Genomic DNA, 23190 nt, shown 5'->3' with positions numbered 1-23190 from the left:
CGTGACGACCGGTGACCGCTATCGGCCCGGTCCGGCGGGCACCGTTCCGACGGCCAGCACGCTGCCCTCGCTGATGTACCCCTGCGGATCGCGCAGCGGGTGGTCCGCACTGTGCGGATCGGCGAACGCCGCCCACGCCGCGCCCATCCCCAGCCCCGCCGCCTGCCGTGCGATGCTCGCGCAGGCCTGGCCGTAGAAGTCCAGTACGGCCGCAGGCATCGGGGCGTAGTGCTCGATCAGGACGGTCTCCTGCCGGACCTCTTCCAGGCCGGCCCCGGCGAGCCGGTCGCGCAGCTCGCGTGAGCGCAGCAGCTGGGCCGGGTAGCCCCCTGCCCCGGCGGCCCGGCGGAAGAAGTCGACCGCCTGGAAGGGCTCACCGGGACGGACCGAGACGAGGTCGGCGGCGAGGTCCTTGACGGCGACCAGGCCGCCGGGGCGCACGACCCTGACCAGCTCCTTCAGGACGAGGGCGAGGGCGTCGTCGTCCAGGTACTGGGTGGTGTTCGAGCACCAGACGGCATCGAAGGTGTCGTCCTCGTAGGGCAGCGCGAGCAGGTCGCCCTGGCGGACGTCCACCTGCCCGGCGAGGCCGAGGGCGCTCACCCGGCCCGCGGCCAGCCCGGCGTTCTCGGGCGCGAGATCGATCGCCGAGAGCCGGCCCGAGGGGCCCACCAGCTCGGCGAGCCAAGGGAGGAAGGCGCCGCTGCCGCAGCCGGCGTCCAGGACGTGCCAGCCCGCCCGGATTCCGACCTTGTCCAGCGCGGCGCGGTAGTAGGGGGCGCAGGCGGCGAAGTGGGCGTCCATGATGCCGTCGCTGGTGTAGCCGAGGCCGGTGGAGGCGGTGTGGCCCCACGCGCGGTGCTGGTCGGCGCGGGTGGCCTCCTCCTCGCCTGCGAGGCCCGCGTCGCCCGCGTCGCCCGTGTCGCCCGCTGCGACCCGGGTGAGCAGCCCGAGCAGGGCCTCGGTGACGGCGGCCGGCTCCTCCAGCGGCTGGAGGTGGCCCGCCCGGGGGAGGGTGACGAGGACTCCCCGCCGGGCCAGGGCGGCCAGCGACCGGGCCTCCTCGACCGGGACGAGTTCGTCCTCCGCACCGGCGACGACCAGGACGGGAACGTCGGCGGCGGCCAGCCGGGCGCTGCTGTCCGGGCGGTCCGCGATGGCGCGCTGGGCTGCGGCCACCGCGGCCGGCGCGGCCGCGGCGACCTGCTCGGCCACCGCCGCTGCGACCGCGGGGCGCTCCGCCTTGGTGGTGGCGCCGATCAGCCGCGGGACGGCCGCGGCGACCACGGTGTCGCGCAGGTCGTCGTCGAGCATCGCGGCGGCGAATCGACGGCGCGCCTCGGCCTCGGCCGGCGCGTCGGCGGTGGCCCGGGTGGCGAGCAGGGCCAGACCGCGGACGAGATGCTCGTGCCGGCGCAGCAGCGCCAGGGCGAGGTAGCCGCCCATCGAGCTGCCGACGAGTACGGCGTCCCGGAATCCCTGCTCGTCCAGGGAGTGGGCCAGCCGGTCGGCGAGCTGGTCGAGCGAGAGCGGGGAGTCGTCGAGCGGTGCGTCCCCGAAGCCGGCCTGGTCGGGCACCAGGACCTGGTAGCCGCGGGCCCGGAGTTCGGCGGCCTGGTCCTCCCACATCCACGAGGAGAGCGCCAGGGCGTGCAGCAGGACGACGGCGGTGCCGGGCAGCGGGTTCACCGGCTCTCCTCCTGCTCCGCACCGGAGACCAGCCGGGTCACGGCGGCCGGCTGGGCCTCGCCGCGCAGCCAGGCGAGCGCGACGGGGGCGGGCGGCAGGTCGTGGACCGGCACCGCGACGGTGCCCGGTGGCAGCGCGTCGGCCAGTGACAGGAACGACACGTGCACGGAGCGGCCGTCGGCGAGGACGGCCGCCATCGCCGCCAGGGTGGTCATCGGGTGCACCCGGCGGATCGGGCGGCCCCCCGGGGTGGTCCTGGGGACCACCAGGTCCCAGACGTTCGGGGGGAAGTCGCCAGGCCGTTCGAAGGCGTCGTACCCGGCGACGTCCTCCAGGCTGACGCTCTCCCGCGCGGCCAGCGGGTGTCCGGCGCCGACGATGACGGCCCGGGTGTCGAGGGCCACCGGGCGGCTGAAGGCGATGTCGGGCTCCTGCAGGGTGTACTTGACGATCATCACGTCCACCTGGCGGGCGCGCAGCGGGCCGAACGGGTCGCGTACGTCGTACGGGACGAGTTCGGCCTCCCCCGGGAGCAGGCCGGCCTTGGCGAGGATCGACCGGGCCAGGTGCGGCGAGCCGTGCATGCCGAGCCGGAGCGGGCGGGTCGCGACGGAACCCGTCACGGGGGTGTGGGGCTGATCGGGCATGAGGTCCTCTCTCAGTGGGGCACGGGGGCGGCCTCGGCGGGGCACGGGAGCGGTCGGCCTCAGCGGGGCACGGGGGCGGTCGGCCTCAGCGGGGCACGGGGGCGGTCGGCCTCGGCGGGGCACGGGGGCGGTCGAGCTCAGCGGGGCACGGGGGCGGTCAGCGCGGCGTAGGCGCGCAGCCGGTCGGGGTGGCGGTCGTCGGTGTCGACGCGCAGCGCCTCGACGGGCGCCGGCAGCTCGGTCAGCCGGGGGACGTGGCGCACGGTGAGCTGGTCCCCCGGCGCGATCAGCCCGTCCAGGACCGCCTCGGCGAGCAGGTGGTTGAGCTGGACGAGTGTCGCGGTGAGGGTCAGCCCGGCCGCGGCGACGTACAGGTCGCGGTGGACGGCGCGCGCGGGCGGTCCGTCCGGGGCGGGCAGCCGCACGGTGACCGGCGGCTCGGCGGTGACCGGACGGACGGCCACGAGCGTCTTGAGCAGTCGGCGCAGCGTTCGGCCGGCCTCCTCGGGGGCCGGGCCGAGCCAGGCCGCCGAGCCGTCGGCGGCCAGGTGGTCGAAGCGGAACCGCTCGCGGAGGTTGTCCGGCCGGCCGGCCAGGAAGACCGTCCTGGTGAAGGACGCCCGCCAGGCGAGGGCGTCGGACTCGCCCAGCGAGAGCGCGAACCGGCAGGTCTCGCGCACCCAGTCGGGGAGCACCACGGACCGCACCACGGCGACCACCGTCCGGTCCTCGCTCCGGGCCCGGTCACCGGCCTGTCGGAGGGCGTCCCGGACGGCGGCCAGCCCGGCGGGGGTGGAGAGGTCGTGGCCGGCCGCGAGATCGGGCCGGGCGGCCACCAGCCTCCGGACGGCGGAGTCCAGCAGGACGTCGGGCGAGAGGATCACAGGTACACCTCCGAGAGCAGTCCGCGGTCCGGTGCGGGTCGGCGGCTGCCCAGCAGGGAGGTCGTCAGCCGGTACGGGTCGACGTAGAGGTGGTCGCGCCGGTGCCGCCCGAGCCGGTCCGCCAGGGCCGGAGCGGGGTCGGCTTCGGCGTCGGCGTCGCGGGAGCGCTCCAGCAGCCGCTCGGCGCGGATCGCCCACTGCCGGAGCAGGTCCAGCCGGAAGGACTCCCGCTGCCCGGGGCCGAGCGAGGCGATGAAGTACAGCCTCAGCCCCAGTCGGCCCGCCTCCGGCGTACAGGTGTCGTCCAGCGCGCGCAGCAGGGCTCCGACGGCGTGGTCGCGCCAGCCGCCGTGCCGGGCCGAGGTGATCTTCCCGTCGATCGGGACCCTGCCGATCGGCACCCGCCGCACGGTCGGTCCCGTGGCGGACAGGACCCGCTCCAGCAGCTGGTAGTCGGCGTCGAGTCCGCTGTCGTACAGCAGGACGATCTCGTCGTACCCGGGCGCCAGCGGCAGCAGCTCGCGCAGCGCGCAGGCCAGGTAGTTGGGGCGTCCGTCGGCGGCCACGATCTGGCGCAGCGGCAGGCCGAACCGGGTGGCGTCGAGGTAGACCGGGCCGCCCTCGGGCCGTTGGTCGAGCACGGTGCCCGCCCGGGCGAGCCGGTCGATCGCCTCCTCCAGGCCGAGGCCCGGCGGCTGGTGCGCCTTCAGCCCGGGGTCGTGCAGCCCCAGCCGCGCGTAGTGGCCGGTCCACAGTTGCAGCACCCGCGCGCCGGCCGGGTGGACCCAGTCGGTGTGCTCCACCGCGTCGGCATACGGCTGCAGGCGGTCGGCCGGTACCGCTGCGGCGTCGGCCCGGAAGCGCACGTACAGTTCGCCGATGTCCTCCTCGGACAGGACCGAGTAGTCCGTGTCGCCGTGGGTCTGGTCCAGGTAGTACCAGAAGCCCAGCGTCTGCTCGGTGGGCCGGTAGGTGGTCGGGCTGTACCGGAAGGTGACGTCGGCCAGCCGCCCGGTCGCCCGGTACATCACGTCCGTCCAGAGCAGTCCCTTGAGGTGACTGGGGGTCAGCGGTTTCGACGGGGTCACCGTGACGGGTGCCACCAGCACCCGGGGCTGCACGGTCATGGCCGGGCTCCTTCCGCGGCGGCGACGGCCTCCAGGAGCCGCTCCCTGGTGGGGGGCGCGGGCGTGCCGGGCGGCGGCTCCGGGGGTGCGGCCTGCACCCTGGCCCGGAAGTCCGGGTCGTCGAACACGGCGGCAGGGGTGTCCAGGCTCATCAGGACGCGGGTCAGGCCCCGCCAGACGGCGCCGTCCCAGGCCGCCGCGACCGCTGTCCGTGCCAGGGAGGGGCGGCCGGCGGGGGGTTCGGTCGGCTCGGCCGACTCGGTGGCGGTGGTCGGCCCCGGGGCGGGGGCGCCGGCGGCCGCCTGCCAGGCCCTGGTCCGCAGCGCGGTGTCCTGCACCGCCTGCTCGTACCAGGGCCGCAGCAGGTCGTCGGCCAGTGCCCCGGCCAGCTTGCGCTGGGTGTCGTCGGGCACCGGGTGGGCGGCCAGGACGTCCGCCAGCCCGAAGGCGTGCACCAGCGCGAGCGACATGCCGCGCCCGTACGTCGGGTCGGTGACGCAGGCGGCGTCCCCCACGGCGAGGACCCCGTCCAGGTGGCCGTCGTCGGCCGGGCCCGGGTGCAACGTGTTCGGCGGGAAGGAGATGGCGCGGACCTCGGTGACCGGTCGGGCGGCGGCCCGGTCCAGCCAGGGGGTGACACCCGGGGAGAGCCCGGCCACCGCCGTGAAGGCGCCAGCGCGGCGCAGCGCCGCGGTGCCCGGGTCGCCCGGCAGGACGCCCAGGGTGACGGCGAAGAGCCCCTGCTCCGCGGGGTGCACCACCGCCGCGTAGTGGTTCCAGATGCCGCCGGCCGCGTTGCCACGGTTGAGCGGCCCGGGCCTGCTGCCGGGGTCCGTCAACCGGTAGAAGCGGGTGAGGGCGCGGAGGGTTGTGGGTGTGGTGCGGCTCTCGCCGCGGGCGCCGGCCCAGCCGCGCGAGACGGCCCGGCGGCCGGTCGCGTCCAGCACGATGTCGGCGGGCACGTGCTCGCCGGTGTCGGTGACCACGGCGGCCGGCCGCCGACCCGAGGCGTCCGCCACCAGGCCGCGGACCGTAGTGCCGTACGAGATGGTGACCCCGGGCAGCCGCAGCGCGGCCCGGCGCAGCACGTCGTCGAGCACCACCCGGCGGACGGCCAGCGCCGCCAGTTCGGCGTCCTGCCGCTCCCGGACGAACGGGGTGCGCGCCGCCGGGGCCGCGGCGGTGAGGTCGAGGAGTTCGGCGCCGGCCGCCAGTGCGTCCGCCAGCACTGCGGGGGCGCGCTCGCGCAGCAGGCGCACGCCCAACGAGGTGAGGATGTGGGAGTGCCCGCTCTGCGGCACGCCGGGCCGGGGTGGCCAGGCGGGCCCGGCGGGGGCGGGGGCCTGGGCGGGGGCCGGCGCTGGGACTGGGACTGGGACTGGGACTGGGACTGGGGCCAGGCTTGGGGCCGGGCTTGGGCTTGGGCCGGACGCCGGTGCGGGGGCCGGTGCACGCTCCAGAACCCGGACCGGGAAGCCGTGGCCGGCGAGGGCGACCGCCACGGCGAGGCCGCTGACGCTCCCGCCGGCCACCACCACGCGGGGCCTGCTCAACGCCGGTGCCCGTGGACGAAGAACACCCGTCGGACGCCGGGCACCGACCGGTCGGGCACCGGGTCGGGCCAGCGGCCGAAGTGCGCCTCCGGGTCGCCCGGTTGCACCGCGCGGACGTCGAAACCCAGCTCGTCGAAGAGCTCCTCGGGAGTGTCGCTGCCGAACACCCACGGGCAGCCCCAGCCCTCGAACACGTCCAGCAGCGGCCGCATGTGAGGAAGTGTCAGCGCCGCACTGTTGACGATGTCGGCGGCGACCAGACTGCCGGGGGCGCAGTGCGCGGCGACCCGCTTCAGCATCCGCCGACCGTCCGCCTCGGGGATGTAGTAGAGCAGGCCCTCCAGCAGCCAGATGGACGGTTCGTCCGGTCGGTAGCCGGCGGCGGTGAGGCGCTCCTCCCAGTCCGGTGCGGTGAGGTCGGCCGCGACCGTGCGGTGGTCGACCCGCGGGGCCACGCCGCTCAGCCGCTCGGCCTTGAAGGCGAGGACGTCGGGCCGGTCGACCTCGAAGTACCGGATGTGCTCCGGCCAGTCGAGCCGGTAGGCGCGGGAGTCCATCCCGGCCGGTGCCAGCACCACCTGTCCGATCGCCCCGTCGCGGACGGCGTTCCGGAGGTGGTCGTCGAAGAACCGGGTGCGGATGGCGTTGTAGTCCGGGGTGCTCGGGACGGTCCGGACGCCCTGTGCGGGGAAGGTGGCGCGGCGGATCTCGGCGAGCAGCTCCGGCCCGGTCTCGCCCACCAGCTGCGCCGCGTACGGGTCCTGGTACAGCCGGTCCTCGCGGAGCGTCTCGGCGGCCCGTAGGGCGGCGGTCAGGAGTGCTGTGCGCTCGACGGGGTTGAGTGTTTCGGTCATGGGGGCTTCCTTGGGTGGGGGGCTGTCGGTTCGGAGCAGGCGGGATCGGCGCCCCGGTCAGGTGTTCTCGGTTCGGAGCAGGCGGGATCGGCGCTCCGGTCAGCTGTTCTCGGTCCGGAGCAGGCGGGTCCACTGATCGGGGTCCTGCCGGAACAGCCGGTCCTTGACCTGGGTGGGCCGGATGCCGGTTCCGACGGTCCGCTGCCAGTCGTGCAGGAAGGCGTCCGGGGCCAGGCGCAGCAGGGAGGGGGCGCCGAGCCGGCGGTCGGCGCGGGCCGTGCGGTAGCCGGCCGACTCGCGGCCCAGGGCCTCGTCGAGGAGACGGGTGAAGGCACTGCTCTCGTCCGCACTCCACGGGGTGCGCGGGGCCACGGCGAACTCGTAGGCGGGAGACGCCGGTTCGGTCGCTTCGGCCGTCGTGGCCGGCGCGGCCGTTGCCGCTGCCGTGTCCGTTGCGGCCGGGCCGGTCTGCACGTGGCAGGCCACATTGCGCAGTTCCAGGCCGGTGCCGCTCAGGGCGGCGGCCAGGGCGCGGATGACCTGGCCGTCCCGCAGCCGTTCCCCCGCCGCGTCGGAGCGGGTGTTGCGGCCGGTGTACTCGACCCGGGGTACGCCGCCCACGCGGTCGACGACCCGGACCACGTCACCGACGGCGTACCGGTAGAGCCCGCCGACATGGCTGAAGACGACGTGGTAGTCGCGGCCCGCTTCGAGTTCCTCGAACCCCAGGGTCTCGGTGTCCGGGCGGAGGTCGTCCTCGGCGTCGGCGAACTCGTGGACGGCGGCGGTCACCACCAGGCTTCCCGCGCTCCCGTGCCGGTCGAGCGCGACGCCGGTGGGCCCCTCGGAGGCGGCGACCGGTGCGGGCAGGACGGTCACTCCCGCACCGAACTCCTCGCGCAGTCGCGGCAGGTAGAGGGCGGCGAGACCGGTGGTCCAACAGAACAGCGCGCGCATGTTCGGCCAGATGTGGGCGGGCCGCACGGACCCGTGCCGGGCCGCGATCCGTTCGAGCTCGGCGGCGCGCCCCGGGTTGGGGTCGCCGTGGGGCAGGCCGCCGAGGGTGCCGTCGGCCACCTCCTTGACGATCCTCGACCACCAGAGGTTCAGCTGGTACGGCACGGCGGCGATCATGGCGGGGTTGATCCCGATCACGCAGCGCACGTCGCTCTCCACGGCCAGCCGCAGCCGCAGGTACATCTTCTCCAGGTGTGCGTCGGCATCGACGTGGACGGGCAGGGCCGCCCAGGGCGCGCCCGTCCCCGGTTCGGCGGACAGCGACTCGCCGAACCTCTCCCCGAAGTCGACCTGGCTGGCGCCGACATGGGGCCGACCGGAGCCGGTGGTGGGCGGGGCCGACAGCGGGTCGTGCTTGAGGTTGAGGACCGCGTCCGGCCGGTCGAGGACCTCCGGGAAGTGCTCGATCAGCGGCGCCCAGGCCGCGTAGTAGAACGGGAAGAACGTGGTGCGCATGAAGCGCGGGGTGACGGGGATCTTCTTGTGCGCCCCGGTGCTGCCGCTGCTGGTGAAGTACACGGCCGGCTGGTCGGCGGTCAGGACGTTGTGCTCTCCGGCGGCCGCCCGTTCGATCCACGGCCCCAGCACCGAGTAGTCCTGGACCGGGACCGCCCTGCGGAAGTCCGCCAGGGTGCGGATGCTGCCGAAGCCGTGCTGCTTTCCGTACTGTGTACCGGCGTTGAACTCCAGCAGGTCCGTCAGGACGCGCTGCCGGTGCCCATCGGCGTCCGCGAGGGCGGAGCGCAGCCGGTCGCGCTCCTGGAAGACGCGCTCGCGGTAGCGGCGCAGCCGGTCCTGATCCGTCCAGGCTTCAGCCGAATTCATTCGCGAGCACCTTTCGTATCGCCGCCGCGGTCTGTTCGGGCCGCTCCTGCGCCTCGATCACCGTCACCGGGAGGTGGGCGATCTCGTCGTGCATCGTCTTGGCGAGATCGGTCTGGTATCGGCTGAAGCCGTCCCAGGTCGGGTGATCGCCGTAGTACTCAAGGCAGTTGAGGTCCGCACCCTCGCCGCTGCGGCGCCAGGCGCTGTCGGGCGCCACGTCGAGGTAGACCACCCGGCGGGGCTGGGGGAAGGAACGCCACCAGGAGAGCAACACGCTGTCGTGGGCACCGGCCAGGCGGCACTTGGCCAGGAACTTGTAGTAGTAGGAGTCGACGACGGCAGGGGTGGCCGGGTCGTCGCCCAGTTGGTCGCGCAGGTGCACCACTGCGGTCTGCAGCATGGTGGCGAGGAAGTCCGGGGACCATGCGCCGGCCCGTCCGGCGACCTCCTGGACCACGTTCCGCCGCAGTTGGGTGAGCAGCGCGTGCTCCGGCGCAAGGTAGTCGTCATCCACGGAGACCGTCCGCCACGGCGATTCGGCACCCTGCAGCAGGGACATCGCCGAGGACTTCCCCGCGTAGTCGGGGCCCAGCAGAACGCAGAAGGCGGGACAGGGTTCGGGCATTGACCATCATTCCTTTGTGGGGGATTGGTTGCACCGCGCATCCGGTGACCTGCCAATCTGAACGAACGCCACATGGCACTGCGGCTGCCGATTTCGGCTATCGGATCGACCGACGCCCGGATGCTTTGAGGAATGGGCAATCCCCCCCCCAGGGTGTCACCGGAGATGGCAGGCAGGGCGAGGCGGACTCCTTGCATACTGGGTTGATTCTCCGCGTGGTCGCCAGATCCGCTACATCAGTTGCCAGTTGATTGCACGCTGACGCCCTGAATGGCGACTCTGATCAACCTTTCGCGCCACCACGGACCACGCCGCCTGCGGTGTCGAGGATCCACAGCGGGGGCCGGCGGAGGTGGAATGCACCCTTCCGCACGATCGGTCGCGGACGGGCCCGGCCGGCCGGAAGGGCCGGACAGGTCTTGCGCATGCAGTGTCTCCAATCGATCGTCAGATCCATCTGCCCGCCCGAGGGCCAGGGCATGGCAATGCCGCCTGACGCGCTCAAAGCCGCAGTGAGACAGTCGAGTTGATTGGGTCACCGAGCATCGAGCGGTGTCGTCCCCGGGTCGCGGGGCTCCGCCGGACTTTTGCGGGTGACCTGAATCACCACAGTGGACTAGACCAACTTTGGTGTCAATGACGCACTTTCAGGGATCGGGTGACATACGTCGACACTGCCCGATTGGGCAGGCCGCCCTGCCCTCGTACGAACCTCGACGGGACTCGCCGGGACTCACCGATACTCGCCGGGCGGGCCCGCGGATGCGGTCCGCGAATCGGTCAGGCGTCCCCGGCCAGTACGTCCGATAGGGCAATTGGCGAGAGTGGTTTGACCTCCATCCCACAGTGGTACTCCGTTGGGATGGGATGTCGGCTTCGGCTTATGGACTTCCCTGCAGGGAAAAGGCGTTGGCAGGCACGGCAGGTGGGATCGATGGGGACGTGGCGATGGACTCCACCACCATCCGCGCGCACGGACCCGCCGCCTGCGCTCGCCGCATCAAAAGACATGCCGGTCGGCTGGTGGAGGTCGCGCGGGAGGGGATCCGACTTCCTCGACACCATCACCGTCGCAGCCGTGGTTGTCCGGCTGCGAGCCCGATGCCCTCCTCACAGCACGAAGGGCCGATACTCCAGAGCCTGATCGACCACTCCAGCGACTGCCAGGTCCGGCCCAGCGTTGCCAGGGGTGGCCAGACAGTACTCGGACACCCTGGGCACGGTCGGCGTCAGTGTCCGCGCGCTCCCCGGCACCGTCTCCTGCCCGATGCGCTGGCGACTGCCCCCCCCCCCCCCCCCCGAGTCGTGGGACGAACCCCAGGCGGCGGGCGGCCTGCCGGATCCCCGAGAACGGACGCCGCCGACCGAATGGCAACTGGCCCTGGAGATGCCCGACGAACTCGCCGGCACCCTTTGCGGCCTGCACCTCCGCCGCAGTCCCCGACCCCATCTGGGCCCGCCGCAACATCCTGTGGAGTTCCGGAGTGGGAAGTCGGCAGGTCCGACTTCCCACTCCGGAGCGGTTTGGTGCGGCGGGGGATTATGTAGACCGGTCTAGTGAATTTGTGCACGTAGGCAATTAATATAGAGATCGGTCTACATATTTTGTGCTCCCAGGGCGGATAAGTCAGTAGACCGGTCTGCATATTCGGTCCAGGCCGCCCTCAACGGCCACTCCCGGGCGGGCGAGGGTGTGGCGGTCATGTCCGGCGCGGGAGGTGTGCCGGGTGGCGGCGAGGCAGAGGGCACGCCTCGCCGCCATGGGGAGCTGGTTGGGCGGGAGGGGGAAAGCGGGAGGCGGGAGAGGCGGAAGGGGGTGGCAGGTCACCGGAAGTCGGACGGCAGACAGCGGTCGACAGGTAGCGGGGGCCGGGCGACAAATGGCGAGCGGGGGTAACGGGCAGCGGGTGGGCTGGGGGCGAGGTGGGGTGCTGCTGGGGCGGGCCCTTCCGGAGGGGCGGGGCCGGCACGGAGAGCGGTTCGCCGGGGCAGCGTGGGAAGATGGCAGGGCTGGTGGGAACGATCTCCGGGCGGTTCTCTGGCTATGGTGAACGAGCAGCGAGGTACCGGTCGGGGGCAGCACCAGGACGCCCTGTTGATGGTGCCGATCGCGACCGCGCTGATCGAGGCCGACGGTCGCATCCTGCACTGGAGCAGTGACGCGGAGGCCCTGCTCGGCTTCTCCGCCAAGGAGGCGATCGGCGCCCGGGCCGCACAGCTGCTGGCCACGGACAGCCAGCGGCCGGAGATCCTGGAGCTGTTCCAGGGGATCCTGGACGGCCGCGGCTGGTCCGGCGTCTTCCCGGTCCGGCACCGGGACGGCCACCATGTGAACCTGGAGTTCCGCACCCACCCGATCTCCGGTCCCGGCGGCAGCCCGCTGGTGCTGGCCGTCGCATCGGACGTCACCACACTGCGCCGGATCCAGGCGGACCTCGCCGTCCTGGACGGGTTCTTCACCCAGTCGCCGGTCGGCATGGCGGTGTTCGACTCCCGGCTCGCCTTCGTCCGGCTGAACGAGGCCCTCGCCCGGGTCAACGGCCTCAGCGTCGAGGAGCATCTGGGCCACACCCTCAGCGAGTTGCTCCCGGGGATCAACGGCGAGGAGAGCGAGGCGGTGATGCGGCAGGTACTGGAGAGCGGCGAGCCGGTCATCGACGCCCGCTCGCACGGCCGCACCCCGAACGATCCGGAGCACGACCACGCCTGGTCCGCCTCCTACTTCCGGCTGGAGGAGCCCGGCGGCGAGGTCCTCGGCGTCAGCTCGACCCTCATCGACATCACCGAACGCTTCCGCGCGGACGCCCGCGCCGCCCGGGCGCAGGAGCGGCTGTCCCTGCTCGTCGACGCCACCACCTCCATCGGCACCACGCTCGACCTGCGGCAGACCGCGCGCGAACTGGCCGACGCGATGGTGCCCAGGGTCGCCGACATCAGCGGAGTGTTCGCGCTGGAGGTGCTGGTCTCGGGCCGCAACGTGGAGCCGCTGGACCCGGCCGTCCCCCAGCTGGTGCGCCGCCTCGCGCTGGCCACCGACGACCCGCTGTACCCGGCGGACGCGCTACCCGTCGAGGCGGTGTACGAGGTGGCGCCGGACTCGCCCTACGCCCGCGCGATGGCGAGCGGCCGAACGGTGGTGGTGCCGTCCTGGGAGCTGCCGCTGCTGAGCAAGGGGATCACGGAGAGTCGCCGCCAGGCCTACCTCGGCGACCGCCCGCGCTCGGTGCGGATCACCCCGCTGGTGGCCCGCGGCACCACGCTGGGCATGGTGGTGTACTCCCGGCGCGGCGAGCGGGAGTCCTTCGTCGCGGCGGACATCACCCTCGGCGACGAGTTGGCCTCGCGTGCCGCGGTCGCGATCGACAACGCCCGGCTCTACCTGCGCCAGCACCAGACCGTGCTCGCCCGCCAGCAGGCGCTGCGCGAGGCGAAGGCCGCACAGGAGCGGCTGGCGCTGGTCAACGTGGCATCCACCCGGATCGGCACCACACTCGATCTCGCCCAGACCGCCATGGAGTTGGCGGAGGTCGCGACGCCGAGACTGGCCGACACCGTGGTGGTCGAGGTGCTCGACGACCTGGTGCGCGGCGAGCGCGAGGCCCGGGTGCAGAAGGACGGTTCGGCGGTACTGCGGCGGATGGCGTTCCACTCGGCGCAGGGCTCCACGCTGGAGCCGATCGCCCGGACCGGCGGAGTGCACCGGTTCCAGCCCGGATCCCCGTACGCCTGGAGCCTGGCGAACCGGGCCCCCGTGCTGGTGCCCCGGATGGACGAGGCCGGCATGGCCTGGTTCGCCGACGACCCGGTGCGGCAGTCGGCCGTTCGGAAGCAGAACGTCCGGTCCTTCATGGTGGTGCCGCTGATCGCCCGCGGTGCACCCGTCGGCGTCGCGGGCTTCTACCGGACGGTGGTGGAACGCCCCTACGAGGACGAGGACCTGGCGCTGGCCGGGGAGTTGGCGGTCCGGGCGGCCGTGTCGATCGACAACGCACTGCTCTTCACCCGCGAGCGCGACGCGGCGGAGGCCCGCCAGCGCGCCCTGGACGAGGCCTGGGCGGCCCAGCAGCGGCTGTCACTGCTCAACGAGGCCAGCACCCGGATCGGCACCACGCTCGATCTGCACCGCACCGCCCAGGAGTTGGTGGAGGTGGTGATCCCGCGCTTCGCCGACTTCGTCACCGTCGACCTGCGCGACGCGGTACTCAGCGGCGAGGAGCCGGGACCGGTCCCGGACGACGGCTCGGTGCTGATGCGGGCGGTGGCCGTCGGCGAGTTGGGACCGGAGGGGACGATGTCCTCGGCGGCGGACCAGATCGGCGAGACCTCGATGTCCGCGCAGGTGTACGCGGAGAGCCTGCGGACCGGGCGGTCGATCCTGGTGTCCGAGGTGGACGAGGCGGCGCTGCGTCGGATCGTGGCCTCGCCGGACCGGGTGCAGCCGGGCCTGGACGCCGGGGTGCACTCCTATCTGATGGTGCCGCTGCTGGCGCGTGGCGTGGTGCTGGGCGGCGCGGAGTTCATCCGGATCCGCAATCCGCTGCCGTTCGGCCCGGCGGACCGGGCGCTGGCCGAGGAGTTCGCCGCCCGGACCGCCCTCGCGATGGACAACGGCCGGCTCTACCGGCGCGAGCGGGACACCGCGCTGATGCTCCAACGCAGCCTGCTCCCCCAGGACATCCACCGCACACCGGGGTTGGAGATCGCCTACCGCTACCTGCCGAGCAGTGTGGTGAGCGAGGTCGGCGGCGACTGGTTCGACGTGGTGCCGCTGTCCTCCGGACGGGTCGCCCTGGTGGTCGGGGACGTCATGGGGCACGGCATCCGGGCGGCCGCCACCATGGGCCAGCTCCGCACGGTGGCAAGGACGTTGATAACCCTCGACCTGGACCCGACCCGGGTGCTGCACCGGTTGGACGAGGCGACGACGGCGATCGGCGAGGGCCAGTTCGCCACCTGCGTCTGCGCCGTGTACGACCCGGTGGACCGGCTCTGCACGGCCGCCTGCGCCGGCCATCTGCCGCCGGTACTGGCCGACACCGAGGGACGGGCCGAACTGGTCGAGATGCCGCCCGGGGCGCCGCTGGGCGTCGGCGGAGTGCCCTTCGAGAGCGTCGAGTTCACCCTCCCCGAGGAGGGCATCCTGGCGCTCTACACCGACGGCCTGGTCGAACGGCGGGGCCGCGACCTGGACGAGGGCCTGCGACTGCTCTGCCGGACGATCGCCGACCGCCGCGGCTCGCTGGAGCAGACCTGCGACGCGGTGCTTGCCGAACTCACCGGCCGCACCAGCGAGGACGACATCGCGATCATCCTGGCGCAGGTCCAGCCGGTCGGCACCGACCGGATCGCCACCCTGCCGCTGACCGGCGACCACTCCATGGTCGCGCACTCACGCCGGTTCACCCGCGAGACGCTCGCCGCCTGGGGGCTCGGCTCGCTCGCCGACTGGGCCGAGCTGCTCACCAGCGAGCTGATCACCAACGCCCTGGTACACGCCGGATCCCCCACCCAGCTGCGGCTGTTCTGCAACCGGGTGCTCACCATCGAGGTCGCCGACCAGGAGAGCGAGGCACCCCGGATGCGGCGCGCCCGGGAGGAGGACGAGGGCGGGCGCGGCATGCACCTCGTCAACGAACTGGCCCACCGCTGGGGCAGCCGCCGCACCCGGGACGGGAAGGTGGTCTGGTTCGAGCTGGAACTGCCGCCGGGGATCCACACCGACCACTAGCCGTTGCTGCTGTCGGACGAGGAGCGTGCGGCGCTCACGCGGTGGGCCCGCGGAGCGACGTCCGCCCAGGCGCCGGCTCTGCGGGCGCGGATCGTGCTGGCCTGCGACGGCCCCGATGTGCCGTCGATCGTCGGTGCGGCAAGGGAGTCCTCGTGGATCAACCAGGTCGAGCGCTGGTTCGGCTTCCTCACCGACCAGATGATCCGCCGCGGATCCCACCGGAACGTCCAGGCCCTCGAACGCGACATCCGCACCTGGGTCAAGCGCTGGAACGAGGACCCCACACCGTTCACCTGGAGCAAGACCGCCGACGAGATCCTCGACTCACTCGCCCGATTCTGCCGACGGATCTCCGGCGCAGGACACTAGTACTGGAAGAGTACTTCCGGATTGTTCGGCGAGGGGCCGTCCAGCAGCGGACTGTGGATCCCCTTCAGCGTCTGGTCGAAGAACGCCGTCACGTACTCGCGGGTGATCACCACCCCGCGTTCCGGGGAGAGGGGCGGCGACGGGAACCCGGCCTCCTCCAGGAGCAGGTCCAGGTCGGTGAAGCTGAAGTGGTCGGCGTCGGTGACCGTCAGCCACTTCTTGTAGCCGCCGAGGGCGGCCCAGGTCTGCTCCCACTCGCCGCCGGCCGAGTGGTGGTCGGCGGCCGCACCCAGCATGAGGAACGGCCGGTTGATCTGGCCGGGCATCGGGGCCGGGTGGAAGGAGCCGTCCATGTTCACTCCGGCCCGTACTCGCGAGTCGGCGATCATCGTGGCGGCGGCCGCCGCTCCGCCGAGGGAGTGTCCGGCCATTCCGATCTTGTGCTTGTCGATGAGGTGTGCCAGGCGCCACGCGGTATTGCCGTGCGTCAACTGGTCGATCACGAACGACACGTCCAGCGCGCGGCTGGCGGCGACGGAGTCGAAGTCGAGCCGCGCCGGGTCATCGCAGATCGCGCACGGCGGCGTCTGGCCGTTCGCCAGCGTCTCGCCGCTGTCCTCGTATGTGTGGCCGACGAGCGCGACGATGTAGCCGTGACTCGCCAGGTCGGTCGCGAGCGAGGTGAGCACCATGCGCGGGTCCTCGTACCCGGGTGAGAGGACCACCAGCGGATGCTTGCCGCGTTGCGGCCGCGCGCCGTCGAAGGCGTGAGTGGTGACGCTGGAAAGGTTCTGTGGGGTGACGCCGGAGCTCGCCGGTGTCTTCCGGTGCTGGAGGGATCCGGCTGCCTCGGCGAGGGTCATATAAGGGGCCGGAGTCCCGGTCCCGGGGACGGCCGGGTAGACCATCGTGACGGTCAGTTGGCGGGGGCCCGATGACGGCACCCACGGGTCGGGACGACTCGCGTCGGTGAGGTGGATGACGTCCTCGCCGGCGGCGTAGGGGCCGGTCGGCACGGGGAGCGTGCCCTGGAAGGACCGCGGGGGCGCGGCGGCAGCTGTGGCGGCGGTCGCGTGCACGGTGGACGGCGGGGTCGTGGCGGCGAGTCCGGTGCCGGTCGCGGCCACTGATGCGGCGAGACCCAGGATTGCGACAGTGCTGATACGGCGCTTGCGGTTCGAGGTGGTGTTCACGGGCACGATCCTGCCCGGCCCCGCCCTGACGCTCGATCATGCGGGCTTCCGCCTTGAGGGTGGTGCTGGCTACACCCTGAGATCCCCAGCGGCGCGAGGTTCCCTTCGTCGGCATCGTCGAGCGCCACCTTCAGGGCTTCGTCCCGTAGCCGAAACGGTGGGTGGTGGAGCAGACGAACGGCACCTTGATGCTGCATCGGCGCCTCGCCCGCGAGTACGACCACCGGCCCGACAACTCCGCCTCACGCGTCTACTGGGCCTCCACCGCGAACATGACCCGCCGCCTCACCACACCGGCCCCGGCCTGGCGCGACACCCTCGGACTGGCCGCGTGAACGTCGCCGAACTCCTGGCAGACCTCCAGACCCGGCAGGACGAGGCCACCGCCCGGGCCGCGGAACCACGCGCCCGGATCGAAGAGCTCGCCACCGACCTGACCGAGACCGAAGCGCGGCTCACGGACCTGGCCACCACCCGAAAGATCATCGCGGAGGTCACGCCGGCAGGAACCGAATCCGAACCACCCGAGACGAACACCACCTACCAGGCCATCGTGAACGCCTTCAACCAGCACCCCGACCAGGCATTCCGGGCAGGCGAGCTGCACGAACTCCTCGGCATGCCCACCGACGAGGCGTCCGTCAACATCACCCGCAGCCGCCTCGGACGCCTCACTCGCCAAGGCCTCCTCACCCAACCCGGACGAGGCCGCTACCAGAACGGACTTAACGTCCACTCAGTACCTGTCGATCGGCTCGCGGAGGGCATACCTTTCCGTCGCGACCGGCCCGCTACCCCGGTATCCGGGCTCGCAAGGCCCGGATGAACCAGCCGAGCTCCCGTGCCAGGCTTTCCGGGGCAGACCAGCCGTTGATCACTGCGAGCAACTGAAGGTACCGCTCCCGGCGAGGGTCGTTCACGGTCTCCAGCCGGGTCAACAGCCGACGCCGAAGATCGACGTCGTCGGGGCTGTGCAGAACGTGCGCGTACTGAGCCATGACCGCCGCGACGACCGGATCGGCCTGGTGCGAGGCCGGGTCGATGCCGGCTACCAGGGCCGGGCCGACGTGGTCGCGGACCGCTGCGGCAGGATCGCGGCGCAGGCCCGCGGTGCCATCCTGAGCACGATCGGCCACATAATGGCCAGCCATGCGCCGCATGCCGGCGCGGAAATCCGGATCCTGGGACAGCTCGGCCAACTCCACCCACGCCTCGACCTGCTCGGCCTCGGGGCTGTCGGGCAACTCGGGGGTCATCGACCGCATGATCCCCACGAATTCGGGATTGGCGTCCAGGCCGCCGAAGGCAGTGTCGAGGAAATCGCCGATCAGACGTCGGCGTTCGTCCTCGGAGAGCTTGGCCAGCTTGTGCATGAGATCCATCTCCTCAGGGGTGGACCCGCGCTTGGCAACCGCCGTCAGCACCGCGCGCCGCAGGCGCAGGGTGCTGATCTGCACCGCCAGCGCTTCGGCGTGCGCTGCGGCGACCTCGGGAAGCGAGATCTCCCGGTCCACGACCTTTCGGATCGTGGGCAGGTCCAGTCCCAGGTCACGCAGCGTCCGCACGAGGTCCAAGCGTGCAACAGCTTCGATGCCGTAGAGGCGGTAGCCAGCCGGGCTACGGTCAGTCGGCGGCACGATCCCGCAGTCGGAGTAGAACCGAATGGCCTTGACCGTCAGCCCGGTCCGCCGGGCCAGATCACCGATCGAGTAGAGCGTGTCGCCGTCCATTCCCACACCCTCTCGCCTCCCCCTACTGGAGACTCAAGCCCACGGAACCCAAGGGCCATCGCAAGAGAGTGATTTGAGTCACGTCAATGCCTTCGGAATGCAACACCACGTAATTCAAAGGCAGCGAACGCGTCTTCCGGGCACCACCAGCTCGATGACAACACGGGACCATCTGCACACGGCCTCTGCGGACAGGAGGCGGACGCTGGCCTGGTTCATCGCCCGCCGCCCCGGCGGCGTCATCGCCGGCGCGCTGCAGTACCGGCACCTGCGAGTGCAGATGTTCGAGGGCTACGCCGGTAACTCCAGCTCCGGGTTCCGCGACGAAGTCGAATCCGAGGAGGCCATCGCCCGCGGCGAGAAGCTCGGCGACCTGATCATCAAGGCCGCCCTCGCCGGCCAGTCCTTCGTCGGCCCCGACGAGATCGACCAGGCCACCCGCCTCGCAACCACCCAGCTCAACGCACGTGCCAAGCCCTGGATCTGGGGCGGACCGCTCCCACCAACCCGCCAATGCCGACGGCGATTTGTGTACCGCCTTTGAGGAATCCAGCACTAGAGCCAGTCCGTGTAGCGGGTGGGGGCGAGATGGGCGTCCTTGTCGGTGAGGACGTCGCCCCTGACGGCGGCGAACATGCCGGCGGTGCGGTCGGTGACGACGGTACGGCTGTCGCCCTTGTGGGACAGGGTGATCCGGCCCAGCTCGTCCAGGGGGAAGACCTCGGGGCCGGCGATGTTGCGGATGCCACCCAGCGGGGCGCCCGCCGCGACTTCCGCCACCGCGGCGGCCACGTCCTTGGAGGCGATCGGCTGGATCGGCGTGGCGGGCAACCGGACGGTGTCGCCGTCGGCGGTCCAGGACAGGACGGCGTCCATGAACTCCATGAACTGCGTCGCCCGGACGATCGAGTAGGCGATCGGCCCGGCAGCGAGGATGTCCTCCTGGAGCGCCTTGGCGCGGTAGTAGTCCAGCTCCGGGACCTGGTCCACGCCGACGATCGAGAGGATGACGAAGTGGCCGACGCCACCCTTCTGGGCCGCGGCCAGAAGGGTGGTCATCGAGGTCCGGAAGAAGGCGAGGGAGGCTTCGTCGAAGGTCGGGGAGTTCGTCAGGTTGACGACGACGTCGGCCCCCGCCACCGCCTCGTCCAGTCCCTGGCCGCTGATGACGTCGACTCCGGTGGACTGCGAGTGCGGCACCGCCTCGTGCCCGGCGGCGTTCAGGTTCCTGACGACCTGTGACCCGATCAGCCCGGTACCGCCGATGACTGCGAACTTCATGACATGCCTTTCGTCGGGAGCCTGTCCGAAATATGGCATATGGACCCACCGATGGCGGCCCGGGACGCATCCGGGGACGGCGGCACAGCCGGACGGCGGAAGGCGGGGACGGTCGATCTGACCGGGTTGCGACCTCGGCCGACAACTGGCGGTTGTCGGCGCTCCCGCGCGGTTGTTGGACCGCTCGGGCGGCCCGGGGTTGGCTTGGTCCCGGGCAACCGGCCCGATCCCGATCCCGATCCGCCAGCACAGGAGTCACCGTGGACCAGCTCGACCCCCGGACCGTCGTGGAGCGCTACGTCACCGCCGTCGCCGAGGGCGACCTCGACACCGTCGTGTCCTCCTTCGCCGAGGACGCCACCTGGACGTACCCGGGCAACCTGCCGCTGTCGCGGCAGTGGCGCGGCCGGGACGCCATCGTCCGGGACTTCCTCGGTTCGGTCGGCACCCTGTTCGCCCCCGGCGGCGCCCCCGCGGTGGCGCTCACCGGCCTTCTCGCGGACGGCAACCAGGTGGTCGCCGAGTGGAGCGCCAAGGGCACCGCCGCGAACGGGTCGAGCTACGACAACCAGGCCCTGGGCATCTTCACCGTAGAGAACGGGCTGATCACCTCGGTGCGCGAGTACCTGGACACCCAGCACGCGGCGCAGACGCTGTTCGCGGCCCCGGCGGACCCGGCGGACCCGGCGACCCCTGCTGCCTAGGCAAGCTGAGGCAGCAGGCAGGCGCCGACCGCCGTCAGAGGCTCGCCCGGAGGCCGGGCGGCGGGACGATCCCGAACTCGCCCTCCAGCAACTCGACCACCTCGTCCGGGCTTTCGAGCTCCCGGACCGCGGTAGTGCCGTCGGCAGCGGTACGGGTGAAGGTCATACCGTCGAGCCTCAGGTGGCCGGCACCCTTGGTGTACTGGATGTACAGCCGCTTGAAGGGCGAGCGCGGGTACGTCGCCACGTGCCAGTTGGCGACCCCGATGTCCGGGGTGGGCACCCGGTCCAGGGTGAAGGCGACCTGGCCGTCCCAGACACCGTCCGTCTCCGCCTGGAGCACCCAGACGGGCGCGGGACCGTCCGGCTCCTCGACCAGGAGGCGGTGGTGGCGCCCCGCGCCGTCCCGGACCTGGTCGGGAACCATCGGGAGGGGCTCCAGCAGCGCGCCGCGCCCACCGAAACCGACGTCCGCGAGGTGGCGGCCGGACTCCCCGGGCACCCGGACGGCCAGCACCATATGGGTCCGCGGACGGATCTCCCCCGGGCGTGCGCCGACCAGGACGCGGCCGGTGAGCCGGGTGACCTCGAAGCCCAACTGTTCCAGTACCGCGGCGAACAGGGTGTTCTGCTCGAAGCAGTAACCGCCTCGGGAGCCTTCGACGAGCTTGGCCTGCAGGTCGGCGAGGTCCAGTGACGGGACCGAGCCGACGACCACGTCGACGTTCTCGAACGGGATGCCGAGGACGTGCGCGCGGTGCAGGGAACGGAGGGTGGCGAGGGTGGGCTCGGGCTCGCCGTCCCATCCGATGCGTGCGAAGTACTTCTCCAGATCAACGGTCATACGGCCACCCTACGAACCGTGCAGGGCCGTTGACCTCCACCCGTGGGCCTGACCGCGATGGACCGCGCGACCTAGGACCTGCTAGGACCAGCTAGGACCGGTCGGCCTGGTCGGCCTGGTCGGTCCGGTCAGCCCGGGCGGCTCGTCGGCGGCTCGATGGGCGGCATCAGTTCGGCAGCAGCAGGTTCACATCGCCGAACTCGTGCCACAGGTACCGCTGCTGGACGGCCTCCGCGTAGCAGCGCCGCAGCAGTGGGCGGCCGGCGACGGCGGCGAGCATCAGCAGGTGCGAGGCCTGCGGCTCGTGCCAGCCGGTGAGCAGGCCGTCCACCACCCGCACACCGCGCTCGGGCGTGATGACCAACTCCGTCCAGCCGTCCGCCTCCTGGACCTCTCCCCCAAGGCCGCCCGCCGACTCCAGGGCCCGGACGACGGTCGTCCCGACCGCGATCACCCGCCCGCCGCCGGCCCGGACGTGCCCGACCAGCCGGGCGGTGGCGGCCGGCACGTGGAACCGTTCCGCGTACGGCGCCTCGTGCGCCTCCGGCGAGGCCACGCCGGTGTGCAGCGTGACCGGCGCGACCAGCACCCCCCGACCAGCCAGCCGGGCCACCACCTCGGCGCTGAACGGCCGGGCGGCGCTGGGCATTTCACTGCTGCCGGGGACGGTGGCGAAGACCGTCTGGTAGGCCTCGATCGGCCAGTCCCGGTCCACGTAGCCGTACCGGATCGCCCGCCCGTGGCGGCCCAGGTAGCGCAACAGCGGTACGGGAAGGTCCAGTCGGGCGCGCCAGAGCCGGGGTGTGAACGGTTCGGTCAGCTCGGCCGACGCACCGCCGGGCAGCGCCACCCGCAGCCCCGGGCGGGCCGGCGACTCGGCGGGTGGATAGTAGGCGGCGGCCTCACCGGGGGCGACCCGGCGCAACTCCACCAGGAAGGCGCCGCGCTGGTCCGGCTGGGCGGAGGAGAGGTGCAGCGCGACCGGGGTGCCGTCGGGCAGCCGGCCGGACAGCGCGGCGGGCAGGGTCGCCGAGTTGTTGACCACCAGCAGGTCCCCCGGGCGCAGCACCTCGGGCAGGTCGGTGAAGCGGTGGTGCTCGACGGCCGTCCCGCTCCGGCGGCCGACCAGCATCCGTACGCCGTCCCGGGCCGTCCCGCGGGCCTCCGCCGGTGCGCGGGCGGAGAGTTCGGGCGGGACGACGAGGTCGATCCCGGGATCCGTGCGTGCGGTCACCGGTCCTCCCGGGCGGCCGCCAAGCCCGCCTCGGCCGGCAGGTCGGCGGCGCGGTAGCGGCCGGAGGCGGCGCCCTGCAGCAGGCCGAGCAGTGCGGGTGCCACGGCCTCGGGCGGCAGTTCGCCGGAGATGTCCTCGCTCGGGTAGGCGTCCTGGTACATCCTGGTCCGCATGGTGCCGGGGTCGACCGCCCAGACCTTCAACTCCGGCTCCTCCCGGGCCAGTACGGCGGAGGCCTGGTCCAGCGCCGCCTTGCTCGCGCCGTAGCCGCCCCACCCGACGTAGGCCTCGACGGCCGCGTCGGAGCTGATGTTGAGGACGGCCCCGGCGTGCGCCCGCAGTTGGGGCAGGACGAGCTGGGTCAGCGCGATCGGCGCGAGGGCGTTGACCTCGAAGGTCTCCAGCAGGTCGGGCAGCGGGACGTCGGCGAGCCGGGGCAGCGGCGCACCCTGACCGTCCGAGCCGTTGAGCGTCCCGGCGTTGTTGACCAGCAGGCTTGCCCCGCCCAGGCCCGCGGCGGCCTCGGCGAGCTGGGCGCGGTGGGCGTCGTCGACGACCGACCCGGCCAGTGCGACGACCTTGGTGACGGCGGCCAGTTCGGCCTCGGCGACGGAGAGTTCACGCTCGTTGCGGGCGGTGACGACCAGCTGCCAGCCAGCCTCGGCGAGCGCCTGCGCGAGGGCGCGCCCGAGGCCGCGCGAGGCCCCGGTGACCAGCGCGACCGGGGCGGCGGGAGCGGAGGGAGCGGTGGACCGGGTGGAGCTGTCGGCGTTCTGCGGTGCGTTCATGGCACCACGATCGCTCCGCAGGGGTCCGGAGTGGATCGGCCGCCGGTCCGGTGACCGGGTCGTTCCTTCGGCGTAGTCCTTCGGCGTGGGCGCTGCTG

Annotated in this window: 18 protein-coding genes and 3 pseudogenes; 7 read left to right on the top strand and 14 right to left on the bottom strand. The window is 72.5% G+C overall.

Features of this window, described 5'->3' with window-relative positions; all coding sequences use genetic code 11:
- Positions 1 to 18: 18 nt before the first annotated feature.
- From ACGFZP_RS19780 to ACGFZP_RS19745, 8 genes are all read right to left on the bottom strand, one after another.
- Positions 19 to 1689, bottom strand: a complete 1671-nt coding sequence (locus ACGFZP_RS19780) for an alpha/beta fold hydrolase (protein WP_392934424.1) — start codon at positions 1687 to 1689, stop codon at positions 19 to 21.
- A complete protein-coding gene (locus ACGFZP_RS19775; RefSeq protein WP_392934421.1) occupies positions 1686 to 2336 on the bottom strand; it encodes a LysR substrate-binding domain-containing protein in 651 nt (216 codons plus the stop codon). Before ACGFZP_RS19775 ends, ACGFZP_RS19780 begins: the two co-directional genes overlap by 4 nt.
- A 137-nt stretch (positions 2337 to 2473) precedes the next feature.
- Positions 2474 to 3220: a DUF6182 family protein gene (locus tag ACGFZP_RS19770; RefSeq protein WP_392934419.1), complete on the bottom strand. Its 747-nt coding sequence runs from the start codon at positions 3218 to 3220 to the stop codon at positions 2474 to 2476.
- Positions 3217 to 4347 carry a hypothetical protein gene (locus ACGFZP_RS19765; RefSeq protein WP_392934416.1) on the bottom strand — a complete coding sequence of 377 codons (1131 nt, stop codon included), beginning with the start codon at positions 4345 to 4347 and terminating at the stop codon, positions 3217 to 3219. The genes ACGFZP_RS19770 and ACGFZP_RS19765 overlap by 4 nt, the downstream gene beginning before the upstream one ends.
- Complete coding sequence (locus ACGFZP_RS19760; protein WP_392934413.1) at positions 4344 to 5648, bottom strand: NAD(P)/FAD-dependent oxidoreductase; 1305 nt, start codon at positions 5646 to 5648, stop codon at positions 4344 to 4346. The genes ACGFZP_RS19765 and ACGFZP_RS19760 overlap by 4 nt, the downstream gene beginning before the upstream one ends.
- A 248-nt stretch (positions 5649 to 5896) precedes the next feature.
- Positions 5897 to 6754 (bottom strand): class I SAM-dependent methyltransferase, encoded by an 858-nt coding sequence (locus ACGFZP_RS19755; protein WP_392934411.1) that lies wholly within the window; start codon positions 6752 to 6754, stop codon positions 5897 to 5899.
- Positions 6755 to 6853: 99 nt separating this feature from the next.
- Positions 6854 to 8596, bottom strand: coding sequence for a GH3 auxin-responsive promoter family protein (locus tag ACGFZP_RS19750; RefSeq protein ID WP_392934409.1), 1743 nt, complete (start codon positions 8594 to 8596; stop codon positions 6854 to 6856).
- Positions 8583 to 9221: a hypothetical protein gene (locus ACGFZP_RS19745; protein ID WP_392934407.1), complete on the bottom strand. Its 639-nt coding sequence runs from the start codon at positions 9219 to 9221 to the stop codon at positions 8583 to 8585. The genes ACGFZP_RS19750 and ACGFZP_RS19745 overlap by 14 nt, the downstream gene beginning before the upstream one ends.
- A gap of 1174 nt (positions 9222 to 10395) precedes the next feature.
- Here ACGFZP_RS19745 and ACGFZP_RS19740 point away from each other — a divergent pair.
- From ACGFZP_RS19740 to ACGFZP_RS19730, 3 genes and pseudogenes are all read left to right on the top strand, one after another.
- A pseudogene (locus ACGFZP_RS19740) lies at positions 10396 to 10779 on the top strand (transposase); the annotation flags it as partial.
- A gap of 486 nt (positions 10780 to 11265) precedes the next feature.
- Positions 11266 to 14949, top strand: coding sequence for a SpoIIE family protein phosphatase (locus ACGFZP_RS19735; protein ID WP_392934405.1), 3684 nt, complete (start codon positions 11266 to 11268; stop codon positions 14947 to 14949).
- Between the two features lie 147 nt (positions 14950 to 15096).
- A pseudogene (locus ACGFZP_RS19730) lies at positions 15097 to 15318 on the top strand (IS630 family transposase); the annotation flags it as partial.
- Here ACGFZP_RS19730 and ACGFZP_RS19725 read toward each other — a convergent pair.
- Positions 15315 to 16511 carry an alpha/beta hydrolase family protein gene (locus tag ACGFZP_RS19725; protein ID WP_392934404.1) on the bottom strand — a complete coding sequence of 399 codons (1197 nt, stop codon included), beginning with the start codon at positions 16509 to 16511 and terminating at the stop codon, positions 15315 to 15317. The pseudogene ACGFZP_RS19730 and the gene ACGFZP_RS19725 overlap by 4 nt on opposite strands.
- Before the next feature lie 131 nt (positions 16512 to 16642).
- Between ACGFZP_RS19725 and ACGFZP_RS19720 the strand changes: the two are divergent.
- Both ACGFZP_RS19720 and ACGFZP_RS19715 read left to right on the top strand, forming a co-directional pair.
- Positions 16643 to 16846: pseudogene (locus tag ACGFZP_RS19720) on the top strand (IS5/IS1182 family transposase); the annotation flags it as partial.
- Entirely contained in the window at positions 16843 to 17337 is a 495-nt protein-coding gene (locus tag ACGFZP_RS19715; RefSeq protein ID WP_392934401.1) for a hypothetical protein, read from the top strand. The pseudogene ACGFZP_RS19720 and the gene ACGFZP_RS19715, both read left to right, overlap by 4 nt.
- On the opposite strand, the gene ACGFZP_RS19710 is transcribed toward ACGFZP_RS19715, so the two are convergent.
- Positions 17303 to 18241, bottom strand: coding sequence for a MerR family transcriptional regulator (locus tag ACGFZP_RS19710; protein ID WP_392934399.1), 939 nt, complete (start codon positions 18239 to 18241; stop codon positions 17303 to 17305). The genes ACGFZP_RS19715 and ACGFZP_RS19710 overlap by 35 nt on opposite strands.
- 154 nt (positions 18242 to 18395) lie before the next feature.
- Here ACGFZP_RS19710 and ACGFZP_RS19705 point away from each other — a divergent pair, with 154 nt between their 5' ends.
- Positions 18396 to 18785: a hypothetical protein gene (locus tag ACGFZP_RS19705; RefSeq protein WP_392934397.1), complete on the top strand. Its 390-nt coding sequence runs from the start codon at positions 18396 to 18398 to the stop codon at positions 18783 to 18785.
- 11 nt (positions 18786 to 18796) lie between these two features.
- Here the strand turns inward: ACGFZP_RS19705 and ACGFZP_RS19700 are convergent, their stop codons facing one another.
- Entirely contained in the window at positions 18797 to 19522 is a 726-nt protein-coding gene (locus ACGFZP_RS19700; protein WP_392934395.1) for an SDR family oxidoreductase, read from the bottom strand.
- A gap of 260 nt (positions 19523 to 19782) precedes the next feature.
- Between ACGFZP_RS19700 and ACGFZP_RS19695 the strand changes: the two genes are divergently transcribed.
- A complete protein-coding gene (locus ACGFZP_RS19695) occupies positions 19783 to 20226 on the top strand; it encodes a nuclear transport factor 2 family protein (protein WP_392934392.1) in 444 nt (147 codons plus the stop codon).
- A 34-nt stretch (positions 20227 to 20260) separates the two neighbouring features.
- Here ACGFZP_RS19695 and ACGFZP_RS19690 read toward each other — a convergent pair whose 3' ends face one another.
- The 3 genes from ACGFZP_RS19690 to ACGFZP_RS19680 form a co-directional block, all read right to left on the bottom strand.
- Positions 20261 to 21070, bottom strand: a complete 810-nt coding sequence (locus tag ACGFZP_RS19690; RefSeq protein WP_392934390.1) for an arylamine N-acetyltransferase — start codon at positions 21068 to 21070, stop codon at positions 20261 to 20263.
- Between the two features lie 166 nt (positions 21071 to 21236).
- Positions 21237 to 22304 (bottom strand): S-adenosylmethionine:tRNA ribosyltransferase-isomerase, encoded by a 1068-nt coding sequence (locus ACGFZP_RS19685; protein ID WP_392934387.1) that lies wholly within the window; start codon positions 22302 to 22304, stop codon positions 21237 to 21239.
- A complete protein-coding gene (locus ACGFZP_RS19680; RefSeq protein WP_392934385.1) occupies positions 22301 to 23092 on the bottom strand; it encodes an SDR family NAD(P)-dependent oxidoreductase in 792 nt (263 codons plus the stop codon). Before ACGFZP_RS19680 ends, ACGFZP_RS19685 begins: the two co-directional genes overlap by 4 nt.
- Positions 23093 to 23190 lie beyond the last annotated feature (98 nt).

The organism is Kitasatospora sp. NPDC048239, from assembly GCF_043202015.1.
GTDB lineage: Bacteria > Actinomycetota > Actinomycetes > Streptomycetales > Streptomycetaceae > Kitasatospora.
This window is presented reverse-complemented; position numbering and strand designations above follow the sequence as displayed.